Source organism: Massilia sp. HP4 (genome assembly GCF_005222695.1).
Classification (GTDB): Bacteria; Pseudomonadota; Gammaproteobacteria; order Burkholderiales; family Burkholderiaceae_D; genus Telluria.
In genome coordinates this window covers 1-25,172 of sequence record NZ_STGG01000064.1, presented here as the reverse complement: position 1 = coordinate 25,172, position 25,172 = coordinate 1, and the positions used below count along the sequence as shown (strand labels likewise).

20 protein-coding genes are annotated in these 25,172 nt (G+C 64.1%); 6 read left to right on the top strand and 14 right to left on the bottom strand.

All coding sequences use genetic code 11. The features are described from left to right. Nucleotides 1–2 precede the first annotated feature (2 nt). Together E8M83_RS22940 and E8M83_RS22935 are read left to right on the top strand one after the other, a co-directional pair. On the top strand, nucleotides 3–3,209 hold the full coding sequence (locus tag E8M83_RS22940; RefSeq protein ID WP_137175676.1) for an efflux RND transporter permease subunit: 3,207 nt from the start codon (nucleotides 3–5) through the stop codon (nucleotides 3,207–3,209). Nucleotides 3,210–3,479: 270 nt separating this feature from the next. Further along, entirely contained in the window at nucleotides 3,480–7,652 is a 4,173-nt protein-coding gene (locus E8M83_RS22935) for an ATP-binding protein (RefSeq protein WP_229491836.1), read from the top strand. A gap of 112 nt (nucleotides 7,653–7,764) precedes the next feature. Here the strand turns inward: E8M83_RS22935 and E8M83_RS22930 are convergent, their stop codons facing one another. The 4 genes from E8M83_RS22930 to E8M83_RS22915 all read right to left on the bottom strand — a co-directional run bounded on the left by E8M83_RS22930 (nucleotide 7,765) and on the right by E8M83_RS22915 (nucleotide 11,693). Then, nucleotides 7,765–8,151, bottom strand: a complete 387-nt coding sequence (locus E8M83_RS22930) for a hypothetical protein (RefSeq protein WP_137175675.1) — start codon at nucleotides 8,149–8,151, stop codon at nucleotides 7,765–7,767. Nucleotides 8,152–8,407: 256 nt separating this feature from the next. Further along, on the bottom strand, nucleotides 8,408–9,409 hold the full coding sequence (locus tag E8M83_RS22925) for an NAD(P)H-hydrate dehydratase (RefSeq protein ID WP_229491835.1): 1,002 nt from the start codon (nucleotides 9,407–9,409) through the stop codon (nucleotides 8,408–8,410). Nucleotides 9,410–9,418: 9 nt separating this feature from the next. Then, the gene (locus E8M83_RS22920) at nucleotides 9,419–10,183 is read right to left on the bottom strand and encodes a histidine phosphatase family protein (protein ID WP_137175674.1); all 765 of its coding nucleotides are present in this window, start codon (nucleotides 10,181–10,183) and stop codon (nucleotides 9,419–9,421) included. A gap of 109 nt (nucleotides 10,184–10,292) precedes the next feature. Continuing rightward, the gene (locus E8M83_RS22915) at nucleotides 10,293–11,693 is read right to left on the bottom strand and encodes an L-cystine transporter (RefSeq protein WP_137175673.1); all 1,401 of its coding nucleotides are present in this window, start codon (nucleotides 11,691–11,693) and stop codon (nucleotides 10,293–10,295) included. 257 nt (nucleotides 11,694–11,950) lie between these two features. On the opposite strand from E8M83_RS22915, the gene E8M83_RS22910 reads away from it, so the two are divergent. After that, on the top strand, nucleotides 11,951–13,684 hold the full coding sequence (locus E8M83_RS22910; protein WP_137175672.1) for a methyl-accepting chemotaxis protein: 1,734 nt from the start codon (nucleotides 11,951–11,953) through the stop codon (nucleotides 13,682–13,684). 121 nt (nucleotides 13,685–13,805) lie between these two features. On the opposite strand, the gene E8M83_RS22905 is transcribed toward E8M83_RS22910, so the two are convergent. From E8M83_RS22905 to E8M83_RS22885, 5 genes are all read right to left on the bottom strand, one after another. Then, complete coding sequence (locus E8M83_RS22905) at nucleotides 13,806–15,158, bottom strand: DUF3526 domain-containing protein (protein WP_137175671.1); 1,353 nt, start codon at nucleotides 15,156–15,158, stop codon at nucleotides 13,806–13,808. After that, complete coding sequence (locus E8M83_RS22900; RefSeq protein WP_137175670.1) at nucleotides 15,155–16,591, bottom strand: DUF3526 domain-containing protein; 1,437 nt, start codon at nucleotides 16,589–16,591, stop codon at nucleotides 15,155–15,157. The genes E8M83_RS22905 and E8M83_RS22900 overlap by 4 nt, the downstream gene beginning before the upstream one ends. Beyond that, nucleotides 16,588–17,328, bottom strand: a complete 741-nt coding sequence (locus tag E8M83_RS22895) for an ABC transporter ATP-binding protein (RefSeq protein WP_229491827.1) — start codon at nucleotides 17,326–17,328, stop codon at nucleotides 16,588–16,590. The genes E8M83_RS22900 and E8M83_RS22895 overlap by 4 nt, the downstream gene beginning before the upstream one ends. A gap of 160 nt (nucleotides 17,329–17,488) precedes the next feature. Next, nucleotides 17,489–17,803, bottom strand: a complete 315-nt coding sequence (locus E8M83_RS22890; protein ID WP_137175668.1) for a hypothetical protein — start codon at nucleotides 17,801–17,803, stop codon at nucleotides 17,489–17,491. Between the two features lie 75 nt (nucleotides 17,804–17,878). Continuing rightward, entirely contained in the window at nucleotides 17,879–18,073 is a 195-nt protein-coding gene (locus E8M83_RS22885; protein ID WP_137175667.1) for a hypothetical protein, read from the bottom strand. Nucleotides 18,074–18,870: 797 nt separating this feature from the next. On the opposite strand from E8M83_RS22885, the gene E8M83_RS22880 reads away from it, so the two are divergent. From E8M83_RS22880 to E8M83_RS22870, 3 genes are read left to right on the top strand one after another with little or no spacing between them, the layout of a single operon-like run. Beyond that, on the top strand, nucleotides 18,871–20,040 hold the full coding sequence (locus tag E8M83_RS22880; protein WP_137175666.1) for a CmpA/NrtA family ABC transporter substrate-binding protein: 1,170 nt from the start codon (nucleotides 18,871–18,873) through the stop codon (nucleotides 20,038–20,040). Nucleotides 20,041–20,068: 28 nt separating this feature from the next. Next, nucleotides 20,069–20,986, top strand: coding sequence for a nitrate ABC transporter permease (ntrB, locus tag E8M83_RS22875; RefSeq protein ID WP_137175665.1), 918 nt, complete (start codon nucleotides 20,069–20,071; stop codon nucleotides 20,984–20,986). 15 nt (nucleotides 20,987–21,001) lie between these two features. Further along, complete coding sequence (locus E8M83_RS22870; protein WP_137175664.1) at nucleotides 21,002–21,814, top strand: ABC transporter ATP-binding protein; 813 nt, start codon at nucleotides 21,002–21,004, stop codon at nucleotides 21,812–21,814. A gap of 62 nt (nucleotides 21,815–21,876) precedes the next feature. Here the strand turns inward: E8M83_RS22870 and E8M83_RS22865 are convergent, their stop codons facing one another. The 5 genes from E8M83_RS22865 to E8M83_RS22845 form a co-directional block, all read right to left on the bottom strand. After that, nucleotides 21,877–22,155 carry a PAAR domain-containing protein gene (locus E8M83_RS22865; protein ID WP_137175663.1) on the bottom strand — a complete coding sequence of 93 codons (279 nt, stop codon included), beginning with the start codon at nucleotides 22,153–22,155 and terminating at the stop codon, nucleotides 21,877–21,879. Nucleotides 22,156–22,716: 561 nt separating this feature from the next. Continuing rightward, nucleotides 22,717–22,893, bottom strand: coding sequence for a PAAR domain-containing protein (locus E8M83_RS22860; protein ID WP_137175662.1), 177 nt, complete (start codon nucleotides 22,891–22,893; stop codon nucleotides 22,717–22,719). A 143-nt stretch (nucleotides 22,894–23,036) separates the two neighbouring features. Then, nucleotides 23,037–23,312 (bottom strand): hypothetical protein, encoded by a 276-nt coding sequence (locus E8M83_RS22855; RefSeq protein WP_137175661.1) that lies wholly within the window; start codon nucleotides 23,310–23,312, stop codon nucleotides 23,037–23,039. A gap of 94 nt (nucleotides 23,313–23,406) precedes the next feature. Beyond that, a complete protein-coding gene (locus E8M83_RS22850) occupies nucleotides 23,407–23,646 on the bottom strand; it encodes a hypothetical protein (protein WP_137175660.1) in 240 nt (79 codons plus the stop codon). 138 nt (nucleotides 23,647–23,784) lie between these two features. Continuing rightward, nucleotides 23,785–24,243, bottom strand: a complete 459-nt coding sequence (locus E8M83_RS22845) for a hypothetical protein (RefSeq protein WP_137175659.1) — start codon at nucleotides 24,241–24,243, stop codon at nucleotides 23,785–23,787. Between the last annotated feature and the right edge of the window lie 929 nt (nucleotides 24,244–25,172).

The following is a 25,172-nucleotide window of genomic DNA, read 5'->3' as shown; positions in this document are numbered from 1 at the left end:
CCATGTTCCTGTCCAATTTTAGTGTCAAGAAACCGGTCGCGACGATCGTCATCATCGTCGCGATGATGGCCATCGGCCTGCTGGCCCTGTCCAAGCTGCGCGTCAACCAGAATCCCGACGTCGACATCCCGGTCATCGTGGTCGACATCCCGTATCCGGGCGCCTCGCCCGAAACGTCGGAACGCGAGATCACCAACCGCCTCGAGAAACAGATGCAGGCGATCCAGGGCGTCACCGAAGTCAATTCCAATTCCTATGAAGGCGGCGCCTCGATCTGGATGGAGTTCGACTTCGACCGCAACCTGATCGAAGCCTCGGACGATGTGCGTAACGCCATCGCCGCGGTGCGTTATAAATTGCCGATCGAGATGCGCGAACCGGTGCTGCGCCGGATCGACCCGGCCGCCGAACCTGTCATGTCGCTGGCGCTGTCGTCGAGCACCCAGAGCCATGCCGAGATCTCGCGCTATGCAGAGGACGTCCTTGCCGACCAGTTCCGCGCCATCGACGGCGTCTCGACGGTCGCCGTCAACGGCGCCTTGCGGCGCGAGTTGTCGGTGCTGCTGCGCGCCGAGAAGCTGCGTGAATTCAATGTCTCGGTAACGGAAGTTACCAACGCCCTGCGCAGCGGCAACACCAATGCGCCGGTCGGCAAGCTGCGCAGCGAGCTGGACGAGAAGGGAATCCGCCTGGTCGGCCGCATCGAGCGTCCCGAAGACTTTTCGCAGATCGTGGTCAAGCGCAATGCCGACACCATCGTGCGCCTGAACCAGGTGGCCGAGATCCAGGACGGTTTCGCCGACATCAACAGCCTGTCCATGCGTAGCGGCAAGCCGAACGTCGGCCTGCAGATTTCCCGCTCGCGTGACGCCTCGACCGTGTCGCTGGCCAAGAAAGTCCACGAAGTGGTCAAGGAAGCCAGCAAACACCTGCCGGAAGGCACCAAGCTGGAAGTCACCCGCGACGGCGGCGAAGATGCGCAATCGAGCCTGAACAATGTGATCGAGGCACTGGTGCTGGGCGCCGTGCTGACCGTGTTCGTCGTGTATGCCTTTCTCAATTCCTGGCGCTCGACCCTGATCACCGCGCTGGCCCTGCCGACCTCGGTGCTGGCGGCCTTCATCGCGGTCTGGCTGTGCGGCTTCACGCTGAACTTCATGACCCTGCTGGGCCTGTCGCTGGCGATCGGCGTGCTGATCGACGATGCGATCGTGGTGCGCGAAAACATCGTGCGCCATATGGAAATGGGTTCGGATCGCCGCACCGCGGCCCTGGAGGGCACCGCCGAGATCGGCATGGCGGTGGCCGCCACGACCTTCTCGATCATGGCCGTGTTCGTGCCGGTGGCCTTCATGCCGGGCGTGTCCGGCGAGTGGTTCCGTCCGTTCGCGCTGACCGTGACCTGCTCGGTGATCGTGTCGCTGTTCATCTCGTTCACGCTCGACCCGATGCTGTCGGCCTACTGGGGCGACCCGCCGGACCACCACAGCGCGCCGAAGAAAGGCATCGGCCGCGTGCTGGACCGTTTCAACCACTGGTTCGACCGCCAGGCCGACCGCTATGGCCACGTGATCGCCTGGGCGCTGCACCACCGCCGCTGGATGGGCTTCATCGCCCTGGCAAGCTTCGTCGGCGCGATCGCCCTGCACAGCATGTTCGGCGGCTCGAGCTTCCTGCCGAAGATGGACTCGGGCACCATCATGGTCGAGGTGCGCGTGCCGGCCTCGTCGAGCGTCGAGTATGCCCGCCGCAAGGTCGAGGCGGCCGCCGAACTGGCGCGCACCCTGCCTGAAACCGAAGACACCAACAGCAACGTCAACCTCAATGGCGGCCGCGTGTATGTCGACATCGGCAAGCGCCGCCAGCGCGAGCGCAGCGCCTCCGAGGTCGCGGTCGAGCTGCGCGAGAAGATCAGCCGCCTGGTCGGCGCCGAGTACGTGGTCATGGATGACCTGAGCGGCAACGGCAAGCCGGTGCAGATCGAATTCAGCGGCCCCGACTCGCGCAAGCTGATGGAACTGACCAATGCCTTCATGGCCAAGCTGCGCGAAGTGCCGGGCGCGGTCGACGTCACCCTGTCCGAACAGGATCCGAAGAACGAGCTGCAGATCGTGCTCGACCGCGGCCTGGCGAACATGATGGGCATCTCGGTCAACGACGCCGCCCAGTCGCTGCGCGTGGCCTTCGCCGGCATCGAGGTGGGCGACTGGGTCGACCCGACCAGCGAGACCCGCGACGTCGCCGTGCGCCTGCATCCGGACGACCGCGTCAATACCGAGAGCATCGAGCGCCTGCCGATCTCGGTCGGCGGCACCGGCATGATGGTGCCCCTGGACCAGATCGCTTCGATCACCATGGGCAAGGGCCCTTCGGCGATCCGCCACAAGAACGGCGAGCGCATGATCACCGTGTCGGCCAATGCCCAGGGCCGTTCGCCGGGCGAAGTCACGGCCGACGCCATGAAGCTGGCGCGCACCTTCGACTTCCCACCGGGCTATGGCCTGGCGCTGGGCGGCTCGGGTGAAGACCAGCAGGAACTGTTCACCGAAATGGTGATCTCGCTGGTGTCGGGCATCGCGCTGATGTACCTGATCCTGGTGATGCAGTTCGGCTCGTTCACCGCGCCGATCGGCGTCATGATGTCGCTGCCGCTGTCCCTGATCGGCGTGGTGGTGGCCCTGATCATCACCGGGCACACGCTCAACCTGATGAGCATGATCGGCATCATCATGCTGATGGGTCTGGTTGCCAAGAACGCGATCCTGCTGCTGGACGCCGCCCGCGCCCTGGAGCACGAAGGCATGGACCGCGAGGAGGCCCTGATGGCGGCCGGCCGCAAGCGCCTGCGTCCGATCCTGATGACGACCTTCGCGCTGATCGCCGGCATGCTGCCGGTGGCGCTGGCCTTCGGCGACGCGGGCGAGTTCTACCAGCCGCTGGCGATCGCCATCATCGGCGGTACGATCACCTCGACCGTGCTGACCCTGCTGGTGGTGCCGACCTTCTACGACAGCATCGAGATCGCCCGCGACCGCATGGTGGCCAAGTACGGCCGCCGCGCCGAGCGTTTCAATACGCTGCCGGCCTTCCTGATGACCTTCGTCGAAGCGATCCTGACCCTGACCTTCGTGCGCCTGGTCTATCGCACCATCGTGCGCATCGGCCGCTTCGTCACTGGCCGCGGCCGCGACAAGGCCTTGACGGCCTGAACGATCGGGCAGGATTCATCCTGCCTGTTTTCTGATTGGTAACACGGCCAGCGTCGCGCTGGCCGTGTTGCTTTCGGTAGTCACCTGATCTGACGCTGCGTACGTCATTGTTGACTTTCCGTATAGTCAGAAAGCTTCCGGGCAGGCGAATTTCCTGTCGGTATGTTCTAATGGCGGATGCTTTGTGGGGTTTTCGTCAACGATTCTCTTGCAATGCAGTGGACGGTGCTGCTCCGGCCTCCCTCATTCATCTCCCACGAAGGTTTCTGTATGTCCTCATCCCCATTTCCTGCATCAGCCGATTCCGACCTGAACTGGCTCGCCGGCGGCGGCGAGATGGGCGAACTGATCCGTAGCATGGACTGGTCGACCACGCCGCTGGGACCACTGTCCGACTGGCCGCAAAGCCTGCGCACCTCGGTCAGCCTGTGCCTGTCCTCGACTTTCCCGATCCTGGTGTGCTGGGGCCCGGACGACATCCAGATCTACAACGACGCCTACCGCCCGATCTGCGGCGACCTGCATCCGGCGTCGATGGGGGCGCCGTTCAAGGTGGTGTGGGCTTCGGCCCTGCCGGTGGTGGGGGCGGCCTTCGAGCGTGCGCACCAGGGCGAGGGCGCCTACATCAAGGACCAGCAGATGTTCCTCGACCGCAGCGGCTATCTCGAAGAGGCGAACATGACCTTTTCGTTTTCGCCGATCCGCGACGAGTCGGGCGCGGTGGGCGGGGTGTTCCACCCGATCACCGAGACCACGGCCCAGGTGCTCGGAGCACGGCGCAGCCAGGCCTTGCGCGACCTGACCGCCAGCCTGGCCTCGACCCGCTCGATCGCCGAGATCGGCCAGCAGTTGACGGCCCACGCCGAGCGCATGAAGGCGGACGTCCCCTTTATCCTGTTCTACCAGGTCGATCCGGACAGCGGCGAGCTGCGCTTGCGCGGCGGCGGCGGGCTGCCGCCCGGCAGTGCGCTGGCGCCGGCGTCGGTGCGCCTGGACGATGCCTGCTGGCCGTTCGCGCGCTGCGCCGCCGACCATGCGGCCGCGCAGGCCGACGATGTCGCCACGCGGCTTGCGGGGCTGGCCTGCGGGCCCTACGAGGAGCCGCCCCGTTCGGCCCTGGTGCTGCCGCTGTCGCTGCCGGGCCAGCAGGAGCTGTTCGGCTTCGTGGTCGCCGGCGTCAGCGTGCGCCGCGCGCTGGACGCCGAATACCGCAATTTCTATGAATTGCTGGGCGCGGCGGTGAACACGGCGGTCGGCAATGTGATCGCCTACGAGCAGGAACAGCGCCGCGCCGAAGAACTGGCCAAGATCGATCGCGCCAAGACCGCCTTCTTCTCGAACGTGTCGCATGAATTCCGTACGCCGCTGACCCTGATCCTGGGGCCGCTCGACGACGCCCTGGCCGATGGCCAGGACAGCATGAGTGCGGCCCAGCGCAAGCGCATCGAGGTCACCCACCGCAATGCGCTGCGCCTGCTCAAGCTGGTCAATTCGCTGCTCGACTTCTCACGCATCGAGGCCGGCCGGGTGCAGGCCAGCTACGCCCCGGTCGACCTGGCGCGCCTGACGCTCGACCTGGCCGGCGTGTTCGAATCGGCGATGGCCAAGGGCGGCCTGGCGTATACGATCGACCTGCAGGACCTGGAGCGGACGGTCTACGTCGACCGCGATATGTGGGAGAAGATCGTCTTCAACCTGCTGTCGAACGCGTTCAAGTTCACCCTGCAGGGCGGCGTCACGGTGACCCTGCGCGAGCATGCGGGCATGGCGCGGCTGTCGGTGCAGGATACCGGCACCGGCATCCCCGAGCACGAGTTGCCGCGCATGTTCGAGCGCTTCCACCGCATCGAGGGCGCGCCGGGACGTACCTATGAGGGCACCGGCATCGGCCTGGCGCTGATCCAGGAACTGGTGCGCCTGCATGGCGGCGCGATCGCCGTCTCGAGCGTGTTCGGCGCAGGCACGCGCTTCGACGTCGACCTGCCGTTCGGCGATGCGCACCTGCCGCAAGACCGCATCCTGCACGCACCGGACGAGATGGTAGACCGCCAGCGCGTCGGTTCCGCCTTCGTGGAAGAAGCGCTGCGCTGGCTGCCGGACGCCGAGGCAAGCCCCCACCCCGACGGGCAGCCGGCGCCGGTCGACGTCGCCGGCGAAGCCCGTCCGCGCATCCTGATCGCCGACGACAACAACGATATGCGGGCCTACCTGAAGGCGCTGCTCGAGCCGCACGCCGAAGTGCGCGCCTGCGCCGATGGCGAGGCGGCCCTCGCGATGGCCCTGGAAGATCCGCCCGACCTGCTGCTGAGCGACGTGATGATGCCGAAGCTGGACGGCTTCGGCCTGATCGCGAAGATTCGCGCCAGCGAGGCGCTGCGCCTGCTGCCGGTGATGCTGCTGTCGGCGCGCGCCGGCGAGGAATCCAAGGTTGAAGGCTTGCAGGCCGGCGCCGACGATTACCTGGTCAAGCCGTTCTCGGCCAACGAGCTGCTGGCGCGGGTGCGCACCCAGGTGGCGCTGGGCCGCGAACGGCGCCAGATGGAGCACGATGCGCGCGCCCGCGAAGCCCATGTAAGGGCCCTGATCGACGCTTCGCCGTCCATGCTGTGGACTACCGATAACGACGGCCGGTGCACCTACCTGAGCCGGCGCTGGTACGACTATACCGGCCGCACGCCCGAGCAGGACCTGGGCCTGGGCTGGCTCGAGAACACCCATCCCGACGACCGCCAGCGCGCGCAGGAGGCATTCCTGGGCGCGAACGCGGCGCGCGAACCGTACTCGATCGACTACCGCCTGCGCTGCAACGATGGCAGCTACCGCTGGTTCATCGACTCGGGCCTGCCGCGCACGAATGCGCGCGGGGAGCCCGACGGCTATGTCGGCACCGTGATCGACATCCAGGTGCGCAAGACGCTGCAGGAGCGCTTCGAGCGGGTCTCCGAGGCGGGGGACATCGGCGTCTGGTATGCCGACGCGCCGTTTTCCGGGTTCCAGATCAATGCCGAGATGGCCGTGCACTTCGGCCTGGACGGCGCGCGCCTGGCGCCGGTGGCAGAACTGCTGGCGGCGGTCGATCCCGAGGACCGCGAGCGGCTGGCAGGCAGCGTGGCGCACGCGGTGCGCGCCGGCGCGCCGCTCGACCTGGAATTTCGCACCACGGCCGGCGGCGCGCCGCGCTGGCTGCGCGCGATCGGCTGGTGCGGCCTGGACGGGCACGGCCAGCCGGAGCGCTTCGACGGCGTGACCCTCGACATCGACAGCCAGAAACACGCCGAGCAGGAGCTGCAGCGCCTGGCCAACGAGCTGGGACTGAAGAACCGCGCCCAGAGCGACTTCTTGTTCACCCTGGCGCACGAGCTGCGCAATCCGCTGGCCCCGATCCGCTCGGGCCTGGAGTTGATGCACATCGGCGCCGCCGGCGACGACGTGCAGGCCATCATGCGGCGCCAGGTCGACCACATGGTGCACCTGGTCGACGACCTGCTCGACATGGCGCGCCTGGCCGAAGGCAAGGTCACCCTGAAGCTCGAAAGCGTGCTGCTGGCGGACGTGATGCGCGAGGCGGTCGACATGAGCATGCCGCTGGTGAAGGCGCAGAGACATGCGTTGGCCGTGCGCCTGCCTGAGGCGTCGCTGGTGCTGCGTGCCGACCGCCACCGCGTGGCGCAAGTGCTGAGCAACCTGCTCAACAACGCCGCCAAGTACACGCCGCAGGGCGGCGCGATCGAGATCGCGGCCCGGCTCGAGGCGGGCGAGGTGGCGATTACGGTCTCGGACAACGGCATCGGTATCGCCGCGCCGGCGCTCGAGACGGTGTTCGACATGTACGCCCAGGCCCATCTCGGCACCGAGATGGCGCAGGGCGGGCTGGGAGTGGGCCTGAACCTGGTCCAGCGCCTGGTCAGGCTGCACGGCGGCCGGGTGGCGGCCAGCAGCGACGGCGCGGGCATGGGCAGCCGCTTCACGGTGTGGCTACCCTTGCCGCTGGATGCCGACGCGCTGCTGCCCGCAACTGTGCCCGCACCGATATCCGGGACGCCGGCCGGCGCGCTGCGCATCCTGGTGGTGGACGACAATGTCGACGCGGCCGAGACCTTGCAGGCCCTTCTCGAGATGAACGAGCACGTCGTCAGCGTCGCCCACGACGGTGCGGCGGCGCTGCGGCTGGCCGGGGAAGACCTGCCGCAGGTCGTGTTCCTGGATATCGGCCTGCCCGACATGAGCGGCTTCGACGCGGCCGAGGCGATGCGCCGCATCGTGGGCATGCAAGACGCGACCCTGGTGGCGCTGACCGGCTGGGGTGCGGAGCAGGACCGCCGGCGCTCGAGCGAGGCGGGCTTCGACCATCACCTGACCAAGCCGGCCGATTTCGGGATGGTGGAGAACCTGATCCGCGCTGTGGCGGCACAGGAGCACGGCGCAGGGTCGGGGGAGCGCTGACAGCACGCGCCGGGCGCCCAAAAAAAACAACCCGGCCGTGAGGGACCGGGTGCGGTGTACGTCCCGAATGCGCCCCGCAAGCAGGGCGTCATTCGGCAGGGTGGCCAAGCGATTACTGGCCGGTGGTACCGGTTGGCGGCGTGGTGGTGGTGGTCGCCGGATCGGTGGTGGTGGTGCCGGTGGCGCCTTCGGCCGTGCCGGTGCCGGTAGTGCCACTGGTCCCGGTCGCGCCGCTGACGTCGCCCGCGGTGCCGGTTGCGCCGGTGGTGCCGGTGGTGCCCATATCGGTGGTGCCGGTGCCGGTGGTGCCGGTGCCGGTTGCGCCGGTGCCCACGTCACCCGTGGTGCCGGTGGCGCCCGAGGTGCTGCTTGGCGTGGTGGCCGAGGTGTCGGCCGGAACGGTCGTGGTGGCCGCGTCATCTTTCTTGCAGGCGCCCAGCAGGGTTGCCAGCACGGCGGCGGTCAGCAGGATTTTTGGTGCTTTGGTCATTGCATTCATTTTTAAACTCCTCGTTTACGTCTATCTTTGTGCCGAAGTTTCCAGGTGAGGCACTGGAAGGTCTGCGGCGCCAGTTAGTTCCGCCCAGTTGCAATTCAGGAGCGGAACACTCAGGGAACCGACGCAATACGCGGCCCCGGTGCGTACTTCAATCCAACTGTGCCCATTAGACCGGAAGCCCGGCCGCCGGTTCGTTAGATACCGCACTCTTGCGAAACTCCGTAACATTTTTTACAGAGTTTTCAGTTGCCGGGCGTCAGCCGCCCAGCTGTTCGTCGCCCGGCACATGCCGGGCGCCCGTGCCGTCAGGCACGTGCTTGCTGCCGTCGTTGCGGCCGAGTTGTTCCAGCAGCGCAGGCACTTCCATAGAAATTTCTCGCGCCAGATATCCGAGTGTTCCCATGCGCTGCGCCAGACGGTCGCCGGCGCGCGCATGCAGGGCCACGCCCCAGCAAGCGGCTTGTTCCGGCGGGGCACCGCGCGCCAGCAGGCCGACGACGATGCCGGCCAGGACGTCGCCCGAACCCGAGATGGCCAGGCCAATATTGCCCGCGCCTTCGTGCTGCCACAGCGTGCCGTCGGGCGCCGCGATCACCGTGCGTGCGCCCTTGAGCGCGATCACCGCGTTCCAGTCGCGCGCGGCCTGCAGCGCCGGCGTGTCGGGCTGGCCGACGATGCATTCTTTTGCGAGGCCGGTCAGGTGCGCCATCTCGCCGCAATGCGGGGTCATGACCACGGGCCGCGCGAAGCGCATCGGCTTGTCGTCGGGCCAGTCGTGCGGCATGTGCAGCATGACGTCCATGGCGCAGGCGTCCAGCACCAGGCCGACGCCGGCGCCGTCCAGGCGCGGCAGCAGCGCATGTACCAGGCGCGCGGTGCACGGCGCGTCACGCATGCCGGGGCCGACCAGCACCGCATCGACCTTGTCGGCCAGCGGATCGAGGCTTTCGAGTGCGTCGAGGTGGAAGCCGTCGGTGTCGTTCTCGCGCAGGCCGATCACGCGTGCCTCTGGCATGGCCAGCGCCACCAGCTGGGCCACGCTGTCGCCGGTCGCGATGGTCAGCTTGCCGGCGCCGGCGCGCAGGGCCGCGGTGGCGGCCAGGATGATGGCGCCCGGCATCTCGCGCGAGCCGCCCAGCACCAATACGTGGCCGCGCAATTCCTTGTCGCCCTCGGCCTCGGGCTGGGGCAGCGGCCAGGCCGCCAGATGCGCGGCGTCGAGGTCATGCACGGTCGCGGCTTGCGTGGTCGATTCCATGGTGGGGCCTCATGCCTTGGGGGCGGCGGGCAAGTCCTTGGCGACGGTGACCGGCGTGCCGGTGGCTTCGAGCGGCGCCACGAAGTTCACCAGGCGCAGCGCCAGGTCGCCGCGCTTGCCGTGATTGGGGTCGTATTCATAGGACGTGACCGAGCAGTTCGGCACGTCGCCGGCGCGGTCGAATTCCAGGATCTTCGCTTCGTCGAGATGCTCGAACAGGTAGCGGAAGCAATTGACGGTGACCTGGTGCGCGACGATCAAGACGCGCTCGCCGCAAAAGTCGCGCTCGAGGGTGTCCATCACGCTGCGCAGGCGCAGGATCACGTCGCACCAGCTCTCGCCGCCCGGCGGCCGGAAATAAAACTTGCCGACATGCTGGCGCTGCTCGTACAGGTCGGGGAAGTGATGGGCGATGCCGTGCGTGGTGAGGCGGTCGAGGACGCCGAATTCCTTCTCGCGCAGCCGTTCGTCGGACAGCACGCACAGCAATTCGTCGCGGTCCAGGCGCTGCATCAGGATGTTGGCGGTCTCGGCCGCGCGGATATACGGCGAATGCAGCACCACGTTCGGACGCCCGTGCGGCGGCAGGGCGGCGAACCAGGCGCCGAGGGCTTCGGACTGGCGCTCGCCCAGCTCGGACAGCGGAACGTCGACGTCGCGTTCGGCGATGTCGATGCGGTGCCCGGAGGCGGCTTCTGCAAGGTCACGCGCGACATTGCCCGCGCTTTGTCCATGCCTGACCAGCCAAATTTCCTGTGGCCATTTTTGTTCCATTGCCGCCCGCCGAAAAGTTAACATGCCGTCATCATGACGGATTCGGCAAGGCGTCAGCGCACGATTGCAGCGCTCGCGGCGGGTGTTTACACGGCTTGCGGCACGACTGTCAGACCGCCTGTTCCTCGCTGTCGAGGTTGATGTCGGCGTCGTCCTGGAACACCCGCATATCGGTCTGGCCGAGCGCCCGGCTGGTGACGGTGCCGGCCGCGATCGAGCCGCTCACGTTCAGCGCCGTGCGGCCCATGTCGATCAGCGGTTCGACCGAGATCAGCAATCCCGCCAGCGCCACCGGCAAGTCCATCGCCGACAGCACGATCAGGGCCGCGAAGGTGGCGCCGCCGCCGACCCCGGCCACGCCGATCGAGCCGAAGGCGACGATCGCCAGCAGCGGCAGGAGGAAAGCGACCGTGAACGGATCGATGCCGACCGTCGGCGCGATCATCACCGCCAGCATCGCCGGATAGATGCCGGCGCAGCCGTTCTGGCCGATGGTGGCGCCGAACGAGGCGGCGAAGTTGGCCGTCCCTTCCGGCGTGCCCAGGCGCGCGGTCTGGGTCGCGACGCTCATCGGGATCGAGCCGGCGCTGGTGCGCGAAGTAAAGGCGAATACCAGCACCGGGAAGATCTTCTTCACATAGCGCAGCGGATTGAGCCCGGCGCCGGAGACCATCGCCAGGTGCACGCAGAACATCAGCGCCAGCGCCGCGTAAGAGGCGACCACGAAATTAAGGAGGCCAAGGATGTCCTGCAGGCTGGAACCGGCCACCATTTTGGCCATCAGGGCGAACACGCCGAACGGGGTCAGGCGCAGCACCAGCGTCACCATGCGCATCACGATCACGTGGGCCACGTGGACGAAGCCGCCGAACGACTGGAACACTTCCGGCTTCTTGCCGGCGACGCCGACCGCCGAGATGCCGATGAAGACCGCGAACACCACCACCGCGATGGTCGAGGTCTTGCGCGCGCCGGTCATGTCGAGGAAGGGGTTGGTCGGGATGAAGGACAGCAGCAGCGACGGCAGCGAAAGTTGTTGCGCAGTCGCGAGATTGCCCTGCAGGTATTCGCCGCGCGCGATTTCGGCGCTCGATGCGGTCAGGCCGACCGCGGACAGGCCGAACAGCTTGGCCATGGCAATGCCGATCATGGCGGCAACGATGGTCGTGATGAGCAGGATGCCGATGGTGAGGGTGCTGATCTTGCCAAGCGCGGACGCGTCGCGCAGCTTGAGGATGGCCTGCACGATCGAGACCATGATCAGCGGGATGACGATCATCTGCAGCAGCTTGACGTAGCCGCTGCCGACCACGTCCAGCCAGGCGTTGGTGGCCACGATCTGGCTCGACCCGGCGCCATACACGGCTTGCAACCCGGCGCCGAGCACGACCCCGAGCCCGAGGCCGGCGAACACGCGCTTGGTGAACGACGCATGCCGGGCCTGCATGCCATAGAGAAGTGCGCAGGCGGCCAGGGCGAGGGCCAGGTTGAGGAGGACGGGAAGTGTCATGAAGATCGGGGTTGGGGCAAGGAATCGCGCCATTCTATCGGCAAAGTTGCCTTGCCGTAGTGCTTTTGTCACATTTGCTTATACGTCAAAAGCATATTGACCGGGGGATATCGCGATGTTCGTCAACTGTTGCTGCACTGCGACGGAAGACTGGCGATAACACAAGGAAATACTCAATGCTTCCCATAAATGGAACAATGTTTCTATAATTCAATGGATACCACATTTCTTACCCATGGGCTTAAGGCCAGCGAATCATGTTCAAACATCTCAGCATCAAGTCGCGCCTCATCTTCGTCATCGCCTTCCTGGCGGTCGAACTGATCGCCGGCGCGGTCATCGGCATCTATAACCTCGGCATCGCGAATACCGAGCTCAAGCAGATGTACGACCACCGCCTGGTGGGCCTGAGCCAGGTCGGCCAGGTCACCCAGCTGATCACCGCCAACCAGCTCGCCATCGCCAAGGCGGTCAACGTCGAGGATGCCGGCCAGCGCAATGCGGCCCTGGGCGCGATCGACGCCAATATCGCCGCGGTCAACAAGATGTGGAGCCAGTACACGCAGATGGTGAACAACGACGCCGAGCGCGCCCTGATCGAGCAGTTCGCGGCGGCGCGCAAGGCTTTCCTGGAGCAGGGCCTGCAACCGGCGGCAGCGGCGATCCGCGCCAACGATAACGTCCAGGCGATCGCGCTGCTGAACGGTCCCATGACCCGCCTGTATGCGCCGCTGAACGAGCTCGGCGCCAAGCTGATCAAGGAACAGCAAGACGCCGCGCTGAAGGAATACCAGGCCTCGCAATCGACCTTCGAGCTGGTGCGCGCGGTCTGCCTGGCCGGCCTGGTGTTCGGCCTGGTCATGGCCGCCTTCGTCGGCTGGGTGCTGGTGCGCGCCATCGTGCGTCCGCTGGAGCAGGCGGTGGCGATCGCCGGCGCCGTGGCCCAGGGCGACCTGACCCAGAACATCGAAGTGACCTCGAACGACGAAACCGGCCGCCTGCTGCAGGCGTTGAAGGACATGAACGATTCGCTGGTGAAGATCGTGAGCCAGGTCCGCACCGGCACGGACAATATCGCCACCGCCTCGAGCCAGATCGCGGCCGGCAACCTCGACCTGTCGTCGCGCACCGAGCAGCAGGCCGGCTCGCTGGAAGAAACCGCGTCGTCGATGGAAGAACTGACCTCGACCGTCAAGCAGAACGCGGACAACGCACGCCAGGCCAATGCCCTGGCAACCTCGGCCTCGGAAGTGGCGGGCAAGGGCGGCGCGGTGGTCGAGCAGGTGGTGCAGACCATGGGCGCGATCAATGCCTCGGCAACCCGCATCGTGGACATCATCGCCGTCATCGACGGCATCGCCTTCCAGACCAATATCCTGGCGCTGAACGCAGCCGTCGAGGCGGCGCGCGCGGGCGAGCAGGGCCGCGGCTTTGCGGTGGTGGCGGGCGAGGTGCGCAGCCTGGCCCAGCGCAGCGCCGCGGCGGCCAAGGAAATCAAGCTCCTGATCGACGACTCGGTCGACAAGGTGCACCACGGTTCCGAGCTGGTCGACCGCGCCGGTTCGACCATGGCCGAGATCGTGCAGAGCGTGAACCGCGTGACCGACATCATGGCCGAGATCACCGCCGCCAGCCAGGAACAGACCGCCGGCATCGAGCAGATCAACGGCGCCGTGGCCCAGATGGACCAGGTGACCACGCAGAACGCGGCGCTGGTGGAAGAAGCCTCGGCGGCGGCGGCGTCGCTGCAGGAAGAAGCGAGCGCGCTGGCGCAGACCGTGGGCGCGTTCAAGCTGGTCAATGCGGGCAGCAGCCGCGCTGCCGTCAAGGCTGCGGCACCGCGGGTGACCAGCACCTTGCCGGCAGTGGTGCCGAAGGCACCGGTAAAACCGGCAGCGAAGGCAGCCAAGCCAAAGGCAGAAGCTGCGCCAGCCGCAAAGCCGAAGAAGGCCGAAACCGCCGATGTGGGCGACGGCTGGGAAGAATTCTGAGGTAGGTTGGCGGCTGTGCCGCCGACGCGTCGATCGTTACCAGCTCCGATCTCGCGCCGGATGATCTGGCTGCCAACCATCACCGCGTCGGCGGCGAACCGCGGGGCCGCCGAGGCCAACTCTACGTGCGCAGCTTGCGCAGGCCGACCAGCATGATCACTGCGGCCAGTAGTCCCAGGGCCAGCAGTTGACCAAGCGGCAGCGTTCCTTCCGACACACCTCCCTCATACACCGGCAACTTCGCCAGATCCGCCTGCGTGAACGGCTGTTCGTCGAACAAGTAGGGATAGAAGAAGTTGCGCAGCTGCGTGTGATACGCGGCGATCCGCTCCTGATAGGCCAGTTGCGCCGCCAGGTCGGTATCGGCCAGCCGGTGCAGCAGCACCTGCACATTCACCGAGGCCAGCAACAGGCCGACACGCGCGGTCCAGCTTTCGCGCGCCGCCATGCTGGCGCGGTACTGCGCCACATCCTCAGCCACCGCCTGGTCGCCCGCCTGGTGCATCGCGTAATACCACTTCCAGTGAAAGCGCCCCTCGACTGGCGCCGTGTCTTTCCACTCAGGGTGGGTCTGGAAGAATTTGGCGAAGGTCTCGGGTTTCGGGATGTCCCAACCCGAGTGCACGGCCTGGCGCTGCGCCAGGGCCAGTTCGACCCCCTTGGAGACCGGCGACAGGCGCGCGATCGCGGCGTCGGCCAGGGTCGGCAGGATCATCGTCAGGCCGACCAGGCAGGCCAGGAGGATCGCCGCGCTGCTGCTCGAGGTGCGGGCGCGCGCCGCCACCCAGCTTGCCAGGCCGAACCAGAACGCCAGGTAGAGCGTCGCCACCAGCGCAATCGACGCCAGCCCCAGCAGGCCGGCGCCGGCCACCAGCGCGCCGCAGGCCACCGGCAACAGGGCCGCCAGCCACACCAGGCCATAGCGCAAGCCGACCCGCCGGCGCCAGGTATCGGCGGCGCGCGCCGGGAGCGATACCAGCAGCCGCAGGCGGCCCGCCTCGCGTTCGCTCGAGACCAGGTCGTGCATCAGCGCGATCACGAACAGCGGCGCCAGGAACACCAGCACGAAGGCGAAGTCGAAGCGGCCCGGCATCGCCAGTTCCGGGTTGATGGCCTCGGAATCGTATAGCTGGGCGTGCAGGCCGAGCAGGCGCACGCGCAGCGCTTGCGGCTGCAGGTCGCGCTGGCCGATGGCCACGAAGGCCAGCGGCGACGGCGGGTTGACCGTCAGGTGCGGCAGGTAGTAGCCGACCGAGCCGGCTTCGGCCTTGCCGCCCTTGAGCTGCTTGGCGGCGATGGCGGCGTAGTCCTGGGCGTGACTGGCGGCGATGCGCTCGAGCGCGGCGCGTTGCTGGCTGACGGCTTGCAGGCCGGTCCAGACCGAGAGCGCGGAGAGCAGCGCCAGCAGCACGATGGCGCCGACCGCCAGCCTGGAGTGCACGACCTGGCGCAGTTCGAATATGAGCGACTTCATTTGGCATTCCTTTCAAGGCGTTTCGCGACCAGGCGGCCGGCGCCGAACAGCGCCAGCAGCCAGCCCCCGAGCAGGGCGAAGGCTGGCCAGGCGTGGCGCGCCGCGACCTCGGCATAGGGCGTCGGTTGATAGCCGAAGCGCGGCGTATCGTCCCAATGGTGCTTGTCGATGCGCTCGTCGCCGGCGCCCTGGGGCGAGACGACGTTGGCGTGCAGGCCGTTGAGTGCCTGCACGAAGGCATAGCGATATTTTTCGCCCTCGACCAGGAATTGCGCGTGGCTGTCCAGGTTGGTGCCGGCCAGCGCGGTCGACATGCGGCGCAGCGCGATCACGGGGCTCAACAGGCTGGCCGAGTGCACGATGGCGTTTTCCTGGCGCTGGCGCGCGAAGTCGGCGCGCATGAATTCGTCGAACAGTTCGCTGGTCATGCGTTCGCCCTCGGCCATCAACAGGCCCCCGTAGTTGACCGGCAGGTCTTCGACCCGCTGCACGCCGTATTTCTCGAGGGTGCGCGCGCGAAATGCGTTGAAATAGGGATCGTCGGGATTGTGGCTGTCGCCGATCGCGGCCAGGCGCTCGTGGATGGCGACCTCGGTCTCGATGCGGCTCGGGCGGCCCACGTCGTCGGCGGCGAAGTCGGGCATCACGCGCGGCAGCAGGATCGCGGTGACGATCCAGCCGGCCACCAGCGCCAGCAAGGCGTCGCGCGCACGCGGCAGGCTGGACGAGACCAGCACCGCTGCGACCACCCACAGCAGCAAGTAGAGCGCATACCCGAGCAGCATCGTCAGCGCCTGCGGCGCCACGGCCGGATGCAGCACCGCGATCGCCACCAGGGCGATGAAGGCGGGCAGCCCGAGCAGCAGCGCCACGCCGGCGTGGGCGGCCAGCTTGCCGAGCAACAGGGTCGAACCAGGGATGCCCTGCACGATCTGCAGGCGCAGCTGGCCGCGTTCGCGTTCGCGCGCCACGCTGCCAAAGGCCAGGAACACGATCAGCAAGGGCGTGAGCACCTGCAGCACGAAGGCGGGCGTCAACTGGCCGAAGCGCAGCAGCACCGACGACTGGCCGGCATCGCTGAAGTTGGCGCTGTTCTGGCGGTGGCCTTCGAGGAACAGCGTGTTGCCGGTAAAGGGATCGACGCCGAAGTCGAAGAAGGCGAGGGGACTCAGTGGGCGAAACACATAGTGGCCGTAGTGGACCACGCGGTGCGGGTGACGGTCGGGCTGGTTGTGCCACTGCGCGTCGGCCGTTTCCTGGTGCCGCTCGCGCTCGGCGTTCACGGCCTGCATGCGCTCATGGCTGACCAGGATTGCGGCCAGGGTCAGCGCCAGCATCAGGATGCCGGCGGCCACCGCGACCTGGTTGCGCAGCATGGCGCGCCACTCGCTGCGGGCGATGGCGGGCAGGGCTTGCATCAGGGAGGCGCTCATGCCACTTCCCTGGCCTGGGCGGTTCCCGCATAACGCCGGTACAGGTCGCGCACGTCGTAGCGTTGTTCTCCGCTGGCCGCGACTTCGTGGCTGATGTGGCCGCGCTCCAGAAAGCCGATGCGGTCGGCCACTTCGGCCGCGCCGAGCAGGTCGTGGGTGACCATGAAGATCGCGCTGCCGCGCGCGCGCAGGTCTTGCAGCAGGGCGTTGAATTCGCTGGTGGCTTGCGGATCGAGGCCGGTGGTGGGCTCGTCGAGCAGCAGCACCGGCACCTGGCGCGCCACGGCCAGCGCGATCGCGACCTTCTGGCGCATGCCTTTCGAATAGCCGCCCAGGCGACGGGTCCAGGCCGCGGGGGCGAGGCGCACGGCGTTCAATGCCTCGTCGATGGCGGCGTCGTTCCAGGCGCTGCCGGCCAGGCGCAGGAAGTATTCGATGTTCTCGCGCGCGTCGAGGTGTTCGTACAGCGCGACGTTCTCGGGCACATAGGCCAGTTGGGCGCGCGCCGCCAGCGGATCGGCCGCGACGTCGATCCCGCACACCCGCACGCTGCCCGCCTGGGGGACCGTGAAGCCGAGGAAGGTGTTCATGGTGGTCGACTTGCCGGCGCCGTTGCCGCCCAGGAGGGCATAGATCTCGCCGCGCGCGACGCGCAGCGACAGCTCGCGCAGCACGGGCGTGGATTGTGACTGGTAAGCGACGGTCACGCCGGTCGCTTCCAGGGCAGGGGTATTCATGGTCATCGTGGTCCTTTCTGGTGATGCTGGAGCAGGGGGCAAGGCCAGGCCGCGGGCCGGGACGGCCGACGGCAGCGCATGCGCAAATGCACGCCATGCGCGAATGCGCAAGCGCGCTTGCAGGCAGACGCGGGCCGGCCTGCAAGAATTCAGGGACGGATCAGTGGCGCGGAGGCGCCTGGCGGGAAGGAATCAGGTAGCGGCGCAGGAAGACCGGCGCGGGGCGCGGCAGGCGCGCGAGGATGAAGGCGATGACGAGGAAGACCGCCAGCAGTTGGGGCGACACAGCGGGAAGATCCGCGCTGGAATGGGACGCTATCTGGCAGCCGACGCAGTCGGGCAGGTGCTCGGACAGGTCATGGTCGTGGAACGTGGCGCCCACGAGCTGCAGGGCCAGGATCAGCGCGCACAGGCAGGCCAGCACCCGCAGCAGCGGTGCGCGGACTTGCTGGAAGCTGGTGGCCTTGAACTGCATGCGATCCCGATTGGCGATGATGCGGGGCAGTATAGCCCAGCGCTGATCGAATCGACAACCGGGTCGCACCATTACTTATTCGAAGGCGATCAGCAGCGCGGTCAGGCCGATGCAGGCAGCGGCGATGACGCCGATCCGGGTGCGCAGGCGGCGGCCGCTCGAGACGATGTCCTTGGCAATGCCGCGTTTCGGCGCGCGCGGGTTGCTGCGGTCGACGGCGGTCGCGGCATGGACGGGGGAATGGTGACGTTCGGTGTGTTCGGTGTTCATGGGTTAACTCCAACGCCGTCTCGCAAGGAGACTGGCAAATAAATAAATGGCCGGCGCGCGCCGGGCGGAAGTCGAAGATGGTTTGCCGGTCAGGCGCGCGGGGCGCGCTGGGCGGTAGCGGGAGCTGACTGACAACTGTGCCGCGCCGCCGCGCCGGTCAGGTGACGTTGGCTGGAATGAGGCGGGCGGCGGATGCGTGACATGCGGATGCCAGTACAAAAGCTTCGAATTCGGGATTCGGTGCGGTAGCGAGGCCTTCAAGCCTGGCTGCGTCCGAACGTTATTTATTTTACATGCATGCCACGTCTAGACAAGGGGGCGCACGATTGACGCAAATCGTGTTCTCCACGGGCAACAATTGATCCTAGCATGCCGTGGGCGGCAATAGAAGGGCTGTTGCATCGAGATCGGCTGGGGCCGTGGCGGACCGTCCAAAATGATGCACTGCGCAATCGCAGTGCGTCATGCGCGCCAGCGTGCGGTGCGCCGGCAGGGGCGTCGCCTGCGCCTTCCCTCTGCACGACCGCTGGCATGAACATTGCGTAATGAGCATGAGCGCAACGAAGCGCTGCGTGTGCCGCCAACGAGGGCCGTGCCCACCGAGACAACGACGTCTACCGGAACATGAATGCGTTCATGTCGGGTATGCGTCTTTTTTTTTGCCTGACTACATTGGGATTGCAATGAAAAATCAGCAGCTTGAAGCGAAGATCGGATCCACGGCCGGCGTCGGCGAAGTCGATGCGACGCGCAGGAAAGTCATTCATGGCGCGAGTCTGGTAGCGGGAGGAAGCTTGATGGGGCTGGCGACGGGCGGCGTGTGGGCAGCGGGATCGGACAAGCCGGAGAAGGCCGAGATCAGGATCGGCTTCATTCCACTGACCGATTGCGCATCGGTGGTGATGGCCTCGGTACTCGGCCTGGACAAGAAGTATGGCGTCAAGTTCGTGCTGAGCAAGGAAGCCTCGTGGGCCGGCGTGCGCGACAAGCTCGCCAATGGCGACCTCGATGCGGCCCACGTCCTCTATGGCCTGCTGTATGGCGTGCAGATGGGCATCGGCGGCCAGCGCAAGGACATGGCGGTGCTGATGGGCCTGAACAACAATGGCCAGGCGATCACGCTGTCGAAGCAGTTGGCGGGCAAGGGCGCGGTCGACGGACAGTCGCTGGCAAAACTGATGCGCGCCGAAAAACGCGCCTTCACCTTCGCCCAGACCTTCCCGACCGGCACCCACGCGATGTGGCTCTATTACTGGCTGGCCGCCAACGGCATCAATCCGATGAAGGAAGCGAAAGTCATCACGGTGCCGCCGCCGCAGATGGTGGCCAATATGCGGGTGGGGAATATGGATGGCTTCTGCGTAGGCGAGCCGTGGGGCCACCGGGCGATCATGGACGGTATCGGCGTCACGGCGATCACCACCCAGGACATCTGGCGCGACCATCCAGAGAAGGTGCTGGGCTCGACCCTGGAGTTCGCGAAGAAGCACCCGAATACCTGCCGCGCGATGATGGCCGCCATCATCGAGGCCGGCCGCTGGATCGATGCCTCGATGGCCAACAAGAACAAGATGGCCGAGGTCATCGCCGCCAAGTCGTACGTGAACACCAGCAAGGATGCGATCGACCAGCGCATCATGGGGCGCTACCAGAATGGTCTCGGCAAGACCTGGGATGACGCGCATGCGATGAAGTTCTACAACGATGGCGTCGTCAACTTCCCTTACCTGTCGGACGGCATGTGGTTCATGACCCAGCACCGGCGCTGGGGCTTGTTGAAGCAGGATCCGGACTATCTCGCCGTGGCAACGGCAGTCAACCAGGTCGCGCTGTACAAGGACGCGGCGACATTGGCGAAGGCGCCGCTGCCGGGCAGCCCGATGCGCAGCTCGAAGCTGATGGACGGCAGCGTCTGGGACGGCAAGGATCCGAAGGCCTATGCCGCGTCGTTCAAGGTTCGGGTCTGATTTTCATTCGTTTGAATAGGGGAATGCCATGAACGCCATCCTGAAATCCGAACAGACGGCGCCGGCCGGTGGCGGCGCGACGATCGTCAAGCTGCCGGTCGCTGCCGATGCCGGCAGCGCCGCGCCTCCGGTTCGCAAGCCGGCGCCCAGCGTGCGCGGCACGCAGCCGTTTGCCCGGGCCGTGAAGGCAGTCTTGCCGCCGCTGGTGGGCATCGCCTTCGTGGTGCTGGTGTGGCAGCTGATCGCGACCCGCAACGAGACCTTCCCGTCGCCGCTGGCGACCTTCCACGAAGCGCTCAAGTTGTTCGCCGATCCCTTCTATCACAACAGCCCGAACGACCAGGGTGTCGGCTGGAACGTGCTGGCCTCGCTCCAGCGCGTTGCCGTCGGCTTCGGGCTGGCGGCAGCGGTCGGCATTCCGCTGGGCTTCGTCATCGGCCGGGTGAAGTTCGTGGCCGGCATGTTCGGGCCGATCATCAGCCTGCTCAAACCCGTGTCGCCGCTGGCCTGGCTGCCGATCGGCCTGCTGGTGTTCAAGTCGGCCGATCCGGCGGCGATCTGGTCGATCTTCATTTGCTCGATCTGGCCGATGATCATCAATACCGCGGTCGGCGTGCAGCGCGTGCCGCAGGACTACATGAACGTGGCGCGGGTGCTGAACCTGTCGGAGTGGAAGATTTTGACCAAGATCCTGCTGCCGTCGGCGCTGCCTTATATCCTGACCGGCGTGCGCCTCGCGATCGGCACCGCCTGGCTGGTGATCGTGGCGGCCGAGATGCTGACCGGCGGCGTGGGCATCGGCTTCTGGGTGTGGGACGAGTGGAACAACCTGAATGTGGCGAACATCATCATCGCCATCGTCGTCATCGGGGTGGTGGGGCTGCTGCTCGAGCAGGCGCTGGTAGCGCTGGCACGGGCGCTGACGCACGAACAAGTAGCTAACTGATTAGGGAGCGCGATCATGGATGACCTTCAAACCAGATTCATCGACATCACCGGTGTCGAGATGGCGTTTCATACGAAGAAGGGCGTGTTCCAGGCCTTGCAGGGGATTGACCTTGCGGTGCGCAAGGGGGAGTTCATTACTTTGATTGGGCATTCGGGATGCGGCAAGTCGACCTTGCTGAACCTGATTGCCGGCTTGTTGAAACCGACGGCGGGCGTGCTGCTGTGCGCGAATCGCGAGATCGCCGGGCCGTCGCCGGAGCGGGCGGTGGTGTTCCAGAATCACTCGCTGCTGCCGTGGTTGACCTGTTACGAGAACATCCACCTGGGTGTCGAGCGGGTGTTTGGTGTTAGTGAGACCCGTGCCCAGCTGCGTGAACGCACGCTGGCTGCGTTGGTGCTGGTGGGGCTGTCGAGTGCGGAAGGCAAGCGGCCGCACGAGATCTCGGGCGGCATGAAGCAGCGGGTCGGCATCGCGCGGGCGCTGGCGATGGAGCCGAAAGTCTTGTTGATGGATGAACCGTTCGGCGCGCTCGATGCGTTGACGCGGGCGCATTTGCAGGACGAGCTGCTCAAGATCGTAGCGATGACCAGGTCGACCGTGGTGATGGTGACGCATGACGTGGATGAGGCGGTGCTGCTGTCGGATCGGATCGTCATGCTGACCAATGGGCCGGCGGCGAGCATTGGCGAGATCGTCGAAGTGGAACTCGAGCGGCCGCGGGATCGGGTAGCGCTGGCGCAGGATACGCGCTATACCGAGCATCGCAAGGCGGTGCTCGAATTCCTGTACCGCAAACAGGCGCATCCGGCTGCCGAGGCCGCGTGATGGTGCTGTCAGTGTGAGCTGGAGAGTGTTCGTCGACTGGCGCGGCGGTGCTCACACGGCATTCAATCGACTGTTGCGGGGGCGCTGCCGATCAGCTTGCAGCCGCACTCGGTCTTGCAGCCCTCGACCGCGATGGGTACGCCGTTGATCGTTAGTGTGTCGTGGCCGGTGATGATCTTGTTGATGCCATGCGGCTTGCCGCCGGGGTAGGGGAGCGGGCAGTCGACTTTGTCGCCCAGTCGGGCAATTGCTTTTCCCCTGATGTCGTGGTCGGGTGAACCGCTGATTACGGTGCCACCGTGGTCGGTTTTGTCGCCGACTGTGATGATTTTCAATGACATTTGGCTCTCTAGTGGAAACGATAACGGATTGCGGTTGCTGCGGCCGCATATTCATATCTTTGAACGAAGAATGGTCAGAGCTGCCTGAACCTTGTCAATTGCCTCCGGTCTCAACTCTCCCTGATTGTTTCCAATGCGCTGCCAGTAGAGAAAGTACCGCAACGCCACTGTAGACCATGTGTCAGATGGTGTTGCGTTCGCAGGTACCTGATTGGACTCATCTGTAGCCTCAGACAGAGGATCAAACGTCAATGAAAATTTTGAGAAGGTAGACTAGTAGAAATCTCCTTGTGGCACATCGGCTTTCTTTAGATCGCGAGTCGAAACAATTATCATGGCAGCCGGGATTGCTGAGCCCAGCAATTAGGTTATCTAGCATAGCTTTTGCATGGAATAAAGGGCAGCTACGACGAGAGGAATAATCGCACGAAACTAAATAACGATATTCAGTCGGTGCTGATGCTAAGAGCGTGGCACCTAAAACATAAATATATCTACTTCGAATTTTTAATCGTACATCTCCGCTTGAGATGTGAGCGATTTAAAAAAATAGTACATCACCTACTGATTAATCTTATTTAAGCTATGCGGCTTTCCGTTGGGGTAAAACTGCGGGCAGTCAAATTTATTACCCAGTCGAGCGATCGCCTTTCCCCTAATGTCGTGGTGGGGCGAACCGCTAATGACTGTGCCGCCATGATCGGTTTTGTCTCCGATTGTAATAATCTTCAATGACATTTCGCTTTCATGCGGAATGGATGACGGTGGTAGATCGGTGGACCTTTCGGCTCGGACCTATGTAAAGTGCGCCGTCTGGAATTTAATGCCGGTATCGGTTGTACGTGAATCTTGGTCCGCCTCCTTATGCTGTCTTGGAACTGTCAAATAGACTGCATATATTTCTTGGTTGATCTACAAAGTTTTTCAAGCCTTCCCCACCAATCTTTTTGAGATAAATGATGCAAGTAAAAATCCCCGAGCCACTTCACGTGGCAACGCATCTCAATCTGTTTCAAAACATTTTTGCGAGTCCCTGCCAGCAGAGTTTGTTCTAACGCCGAATTGGCCGACTGCTGCAACTCATTAGCATCTTTGTTAAATCCTCCTTGATGTAAGTCGGCGATGATGCTAGTAATTAATTCTATGAACAAAGTCATCGCTTGATTACTCCTGTGTATTTGCCTCCTGTGATTACGACTTGCCACCTCCCTCTCTCACGATGAAAATTCCAACATTTATTTCGTTATTGCCTCATTGCAGTGCTTTTTCTAGGTGATTCAGAAGTGTCTGTGCAAGATGTATTGCATCACCAGATAGGTTGGGTTGAGCTAAAGATTTCTTTGCTGCCACTCGCAATAGCATGAAGATTTCTGTCCCTGTTGAGCCAGTAACCATTGCATCCAGCAATTCTTTTGAAATTGCGGCAGCTCCATCACGTGCAAGTAACTTAGCTAATTCTCTCGCCTGAGAGTAGTGATCATATGAACTCATTTTGGCTACCTCGTGCCAGCGTCGGCGGGGTCAGGTCTGACATTTAGACACGGCCTCTGCAATTGTCCTCAGTGACACAGTTGAGGTTGTGGTCAGATGTCAGATCTGACCCTGATTTCGCGCTAACCGAGGTTGTATCTAAATATCAGCCCTGACCCCACTATGCTGAGGTTTCATGTAGATGTCTGCCTGGTAGGCACGTGGCTCATAGCTCACTTCAACATCCCCCCACTTGAACCGCCACGCACGCTTTCTATTTCCTTCATTGTCCGATGGACCTCCAACCGTCTTTTGTACGAAATTCGATAGCAGACGATACTCATTTTTCATCGCGCCTTCACTTACGTCATCCCACCCTTTAACAGGACTGTCCAGCCAGCTCAATCGTAGCCAGTCAATCTTTTTCTCTCGCAGGCTGATGAAAACGCCAAATCTCATGTTGTCCGCCTGAGTTTCGAAATAGTAGTAAATTCTGCCGCCACTGATTTCTCGTTTCTCAATCAAACCTTCTTCAGCGAGCACCTTTAAGTCTCCATTAGAAGCAGCAAGAATATTTTTCTCGCCGATGTTTATTTTCCCTTCAATGAAATTTATCATGGACCTGTCAACTCTGTAATTGTGCCCTTCTCCATGTGCATTCGATCTTTCGCAGCGATGTAATATTGCGTTCCGCCACCCGGGCCATATTGGTCATTAGCCAGCGCGTAAGCTTTCCCTACGCAGAGATCTTCTTTTAATGTAAATGCCTGTACCTTTTGCCTTGCGCCGAACCTGAAGTGCTCGGAATTTCCAGCGTGGCCCACCTGTGTTGTCTCGTGATATGCGTTGACTGACTTCTTCGATGCAGTAAGAGTAGACTCGTCAGCAAAGAACCCGCCTGGTTTCGGCCCGTAAGGATACAGTGTGTAGACAATGGTTCCTTTAGGTAGGATCACATTTGACCAGCGGTCTTTATTTGGGTAGGCATTGGAGCTCTGGAATCCTGCTGCACCGCGCGAAGGGTTTCTCGTACCTCGACATGGCGTTCCGCTACATACGGGACAAGCTGCTTTCTCGTTTTTACGTGTAGGCGGGGTCAGGTCTGACGTTTAGACACGGTCTCTGCAATGGTCCTCAGTGACACAGTTGAGGTTGTGTCCAGAAGTCAGATCTGACCCTGATTCCGCGATTATCGGCTCGGCTTAATTTTGGATATCGTGCCGTCAATTTCACTTATTGTAGGCGGGGTCAGGTCTGACATTTAGACACGGCCACTGCAATGGTCCTCAGTGACACAGTTGAGGTTGTATCCAGAAGTCAGATCTGACCCTGATTTCGCGATTATCGGCTCGGATTAATTTTGGAAATCGTGCCGTTAATTTTACTTATGATAATCGAAAGTCAGCCAATGATCCTGATAAGAAGAAGCATAGCTGTCGAGTCCCGTTTGATCATAAACGCGTTTAACGAATAACTCAGGTCGCTTCTGTTGCCATTCCTTGAGCGCGAGGACGGGCGTTTTGCTGCCGATGGCGCGTTGCGGAATA

Bases quoted from the DNA above. Each gene is read 5' to 3' on its own strand.
- E8M83_RS22940 (WP_137175676.1), top strand. From the start codon at position 3: ATGTTCCTGTCCAATTTTAGTGTCAAGAAACCGGTCGCGACGATCGTC.
- E8M83_RS22935 (WP_229491836.1), top strand. From the start codon at position 3,480: ATGTCCTCATCCCCATTTCCTGCATCAGCCGATTCCGACCTGAACTGG.
- E8M83_RS22930 (WP_137175675.1), bottom strand. From the start codon at position 8,151: ATGAATGCAATGACCAAAGCACCAAAAATCCTGCTGACCGCCGCCGTG.
- E8M83_RS22925 (WP_229491835.1), bottom strand. From the start codon at position 9,409: ATGGAATCGACCACGCAAGCCGCGACCGTGCATGACCTCGACGCCGCG.
- E8M83_RS22920 (WP_137175674.1), bottom strand. From the start codon at position 10,183: ATGGAACAAAAATGGCCACAGGAAATTTGGCTGGTCAGGCATGGACAA.
- E8M83_RS22915 (WP_137175673.1), bottom strand. From the start codon at position 11,693: ATGACACTTCCCGTCCTCCTCAACCTGGCCCTCGCCCTGGCCGCCTGC.
- E8M83_RS22910 (WP_137175672.1), top strand. From the start codon at position 11,951: ATGTTCAAACATCTCAGCATCAAGTCGCGCCTCATCTTCGTCATCGCC.
- E8M83_RS22905 (WP_137175671.1), bottom strand. From the start codon at position 15,158: ATGAAGTCGCTCATATTCGAACTGCGCCAGGTCGTGCACTCCAGGCTG.
- E8M83_RS22900 (WP_137175670.1), bottom strand. From the start codon at position 16,591: ATGAGCGCCTCCCTGATGCAAGCCCTGCCCGCCATCGCCCGCAGCGAG.
- E8M83_RS22895 (WP_229491827.1), bottom strand. From the start codon at position 17,328: ATGAATACCCCTGCCCTGGAAGCGACCGGCGTGACCGTCGCTTACCAG.
- E8M83_RS22890 (WP_137175668.1), bottom strand. From the start codon at position 17,803: ATGCAGTTCAAGGCCACCAGCTTCCAGCAAGTCCGCGCACCGCTGCTG.
- E8M83_RS22885 (WP_137175667.1), bottom strand. From the start codon at position 18,073: ATGAACACCGAACACACCGAACGTCACCATTCCCCCGTCCATGCCGCG.
- E8M83_RS22880 (WP_137175666.1), top strand. From the start codon at position 18,871: ATGGGGCTGGCGACGGGCGGCGTGTGGGCAGCGGGATCGGACAAGCCG.
- ntrB (WP_137175665.1), top strand. From the start codon at position 20,069: ATGAACGCCATCCTGAAATCCGAACAGACGGCGCCGGCCGGTGGCGGC.
- E8M83_RS22870 (WP_137175664.1), top strand. From the start codon at position 21,002: ATGGATGACCTTCAAACCAGATTCATCGACATCACCGGTGTCGAGATG.
- E8M83_RS22865 (WP_137175663.1), bottom strand. From the start codon at position 22,155: ATGTCATTGAAAATCATCACAGTCGGCGACAAAACCGACCACGGTGGC.
- E8M83_RS22860 (WP_137175662.1), bottom strand. From the start codon at position 22,893: ATGTCATTGAAGATTATTACAATCGGAGACAAAACCGATCATGGCGGC.
- E8M83_RS22855 (WP_137175661.1), bottom strand. From the start codon at position 23,312: ATGACTTTGTTCATAGAATTAATTACTAGCATCATCGCCGACTTACAT.
- E8M83_RS22850 (WP_137175660.1), bottom strand. From the start codon at position 23,646: ATGAGTTCATATGATCACTACTCTCAGGCGAGAGAATTAGCTAAGTTA.
- E8M83_RS22845 (WP_137175659.1), bottom strand. From the start codon at position 24,243: ATGATAAATTTCATTGAAGGGAAAATAAACATCGGCGAGAAAAATATT.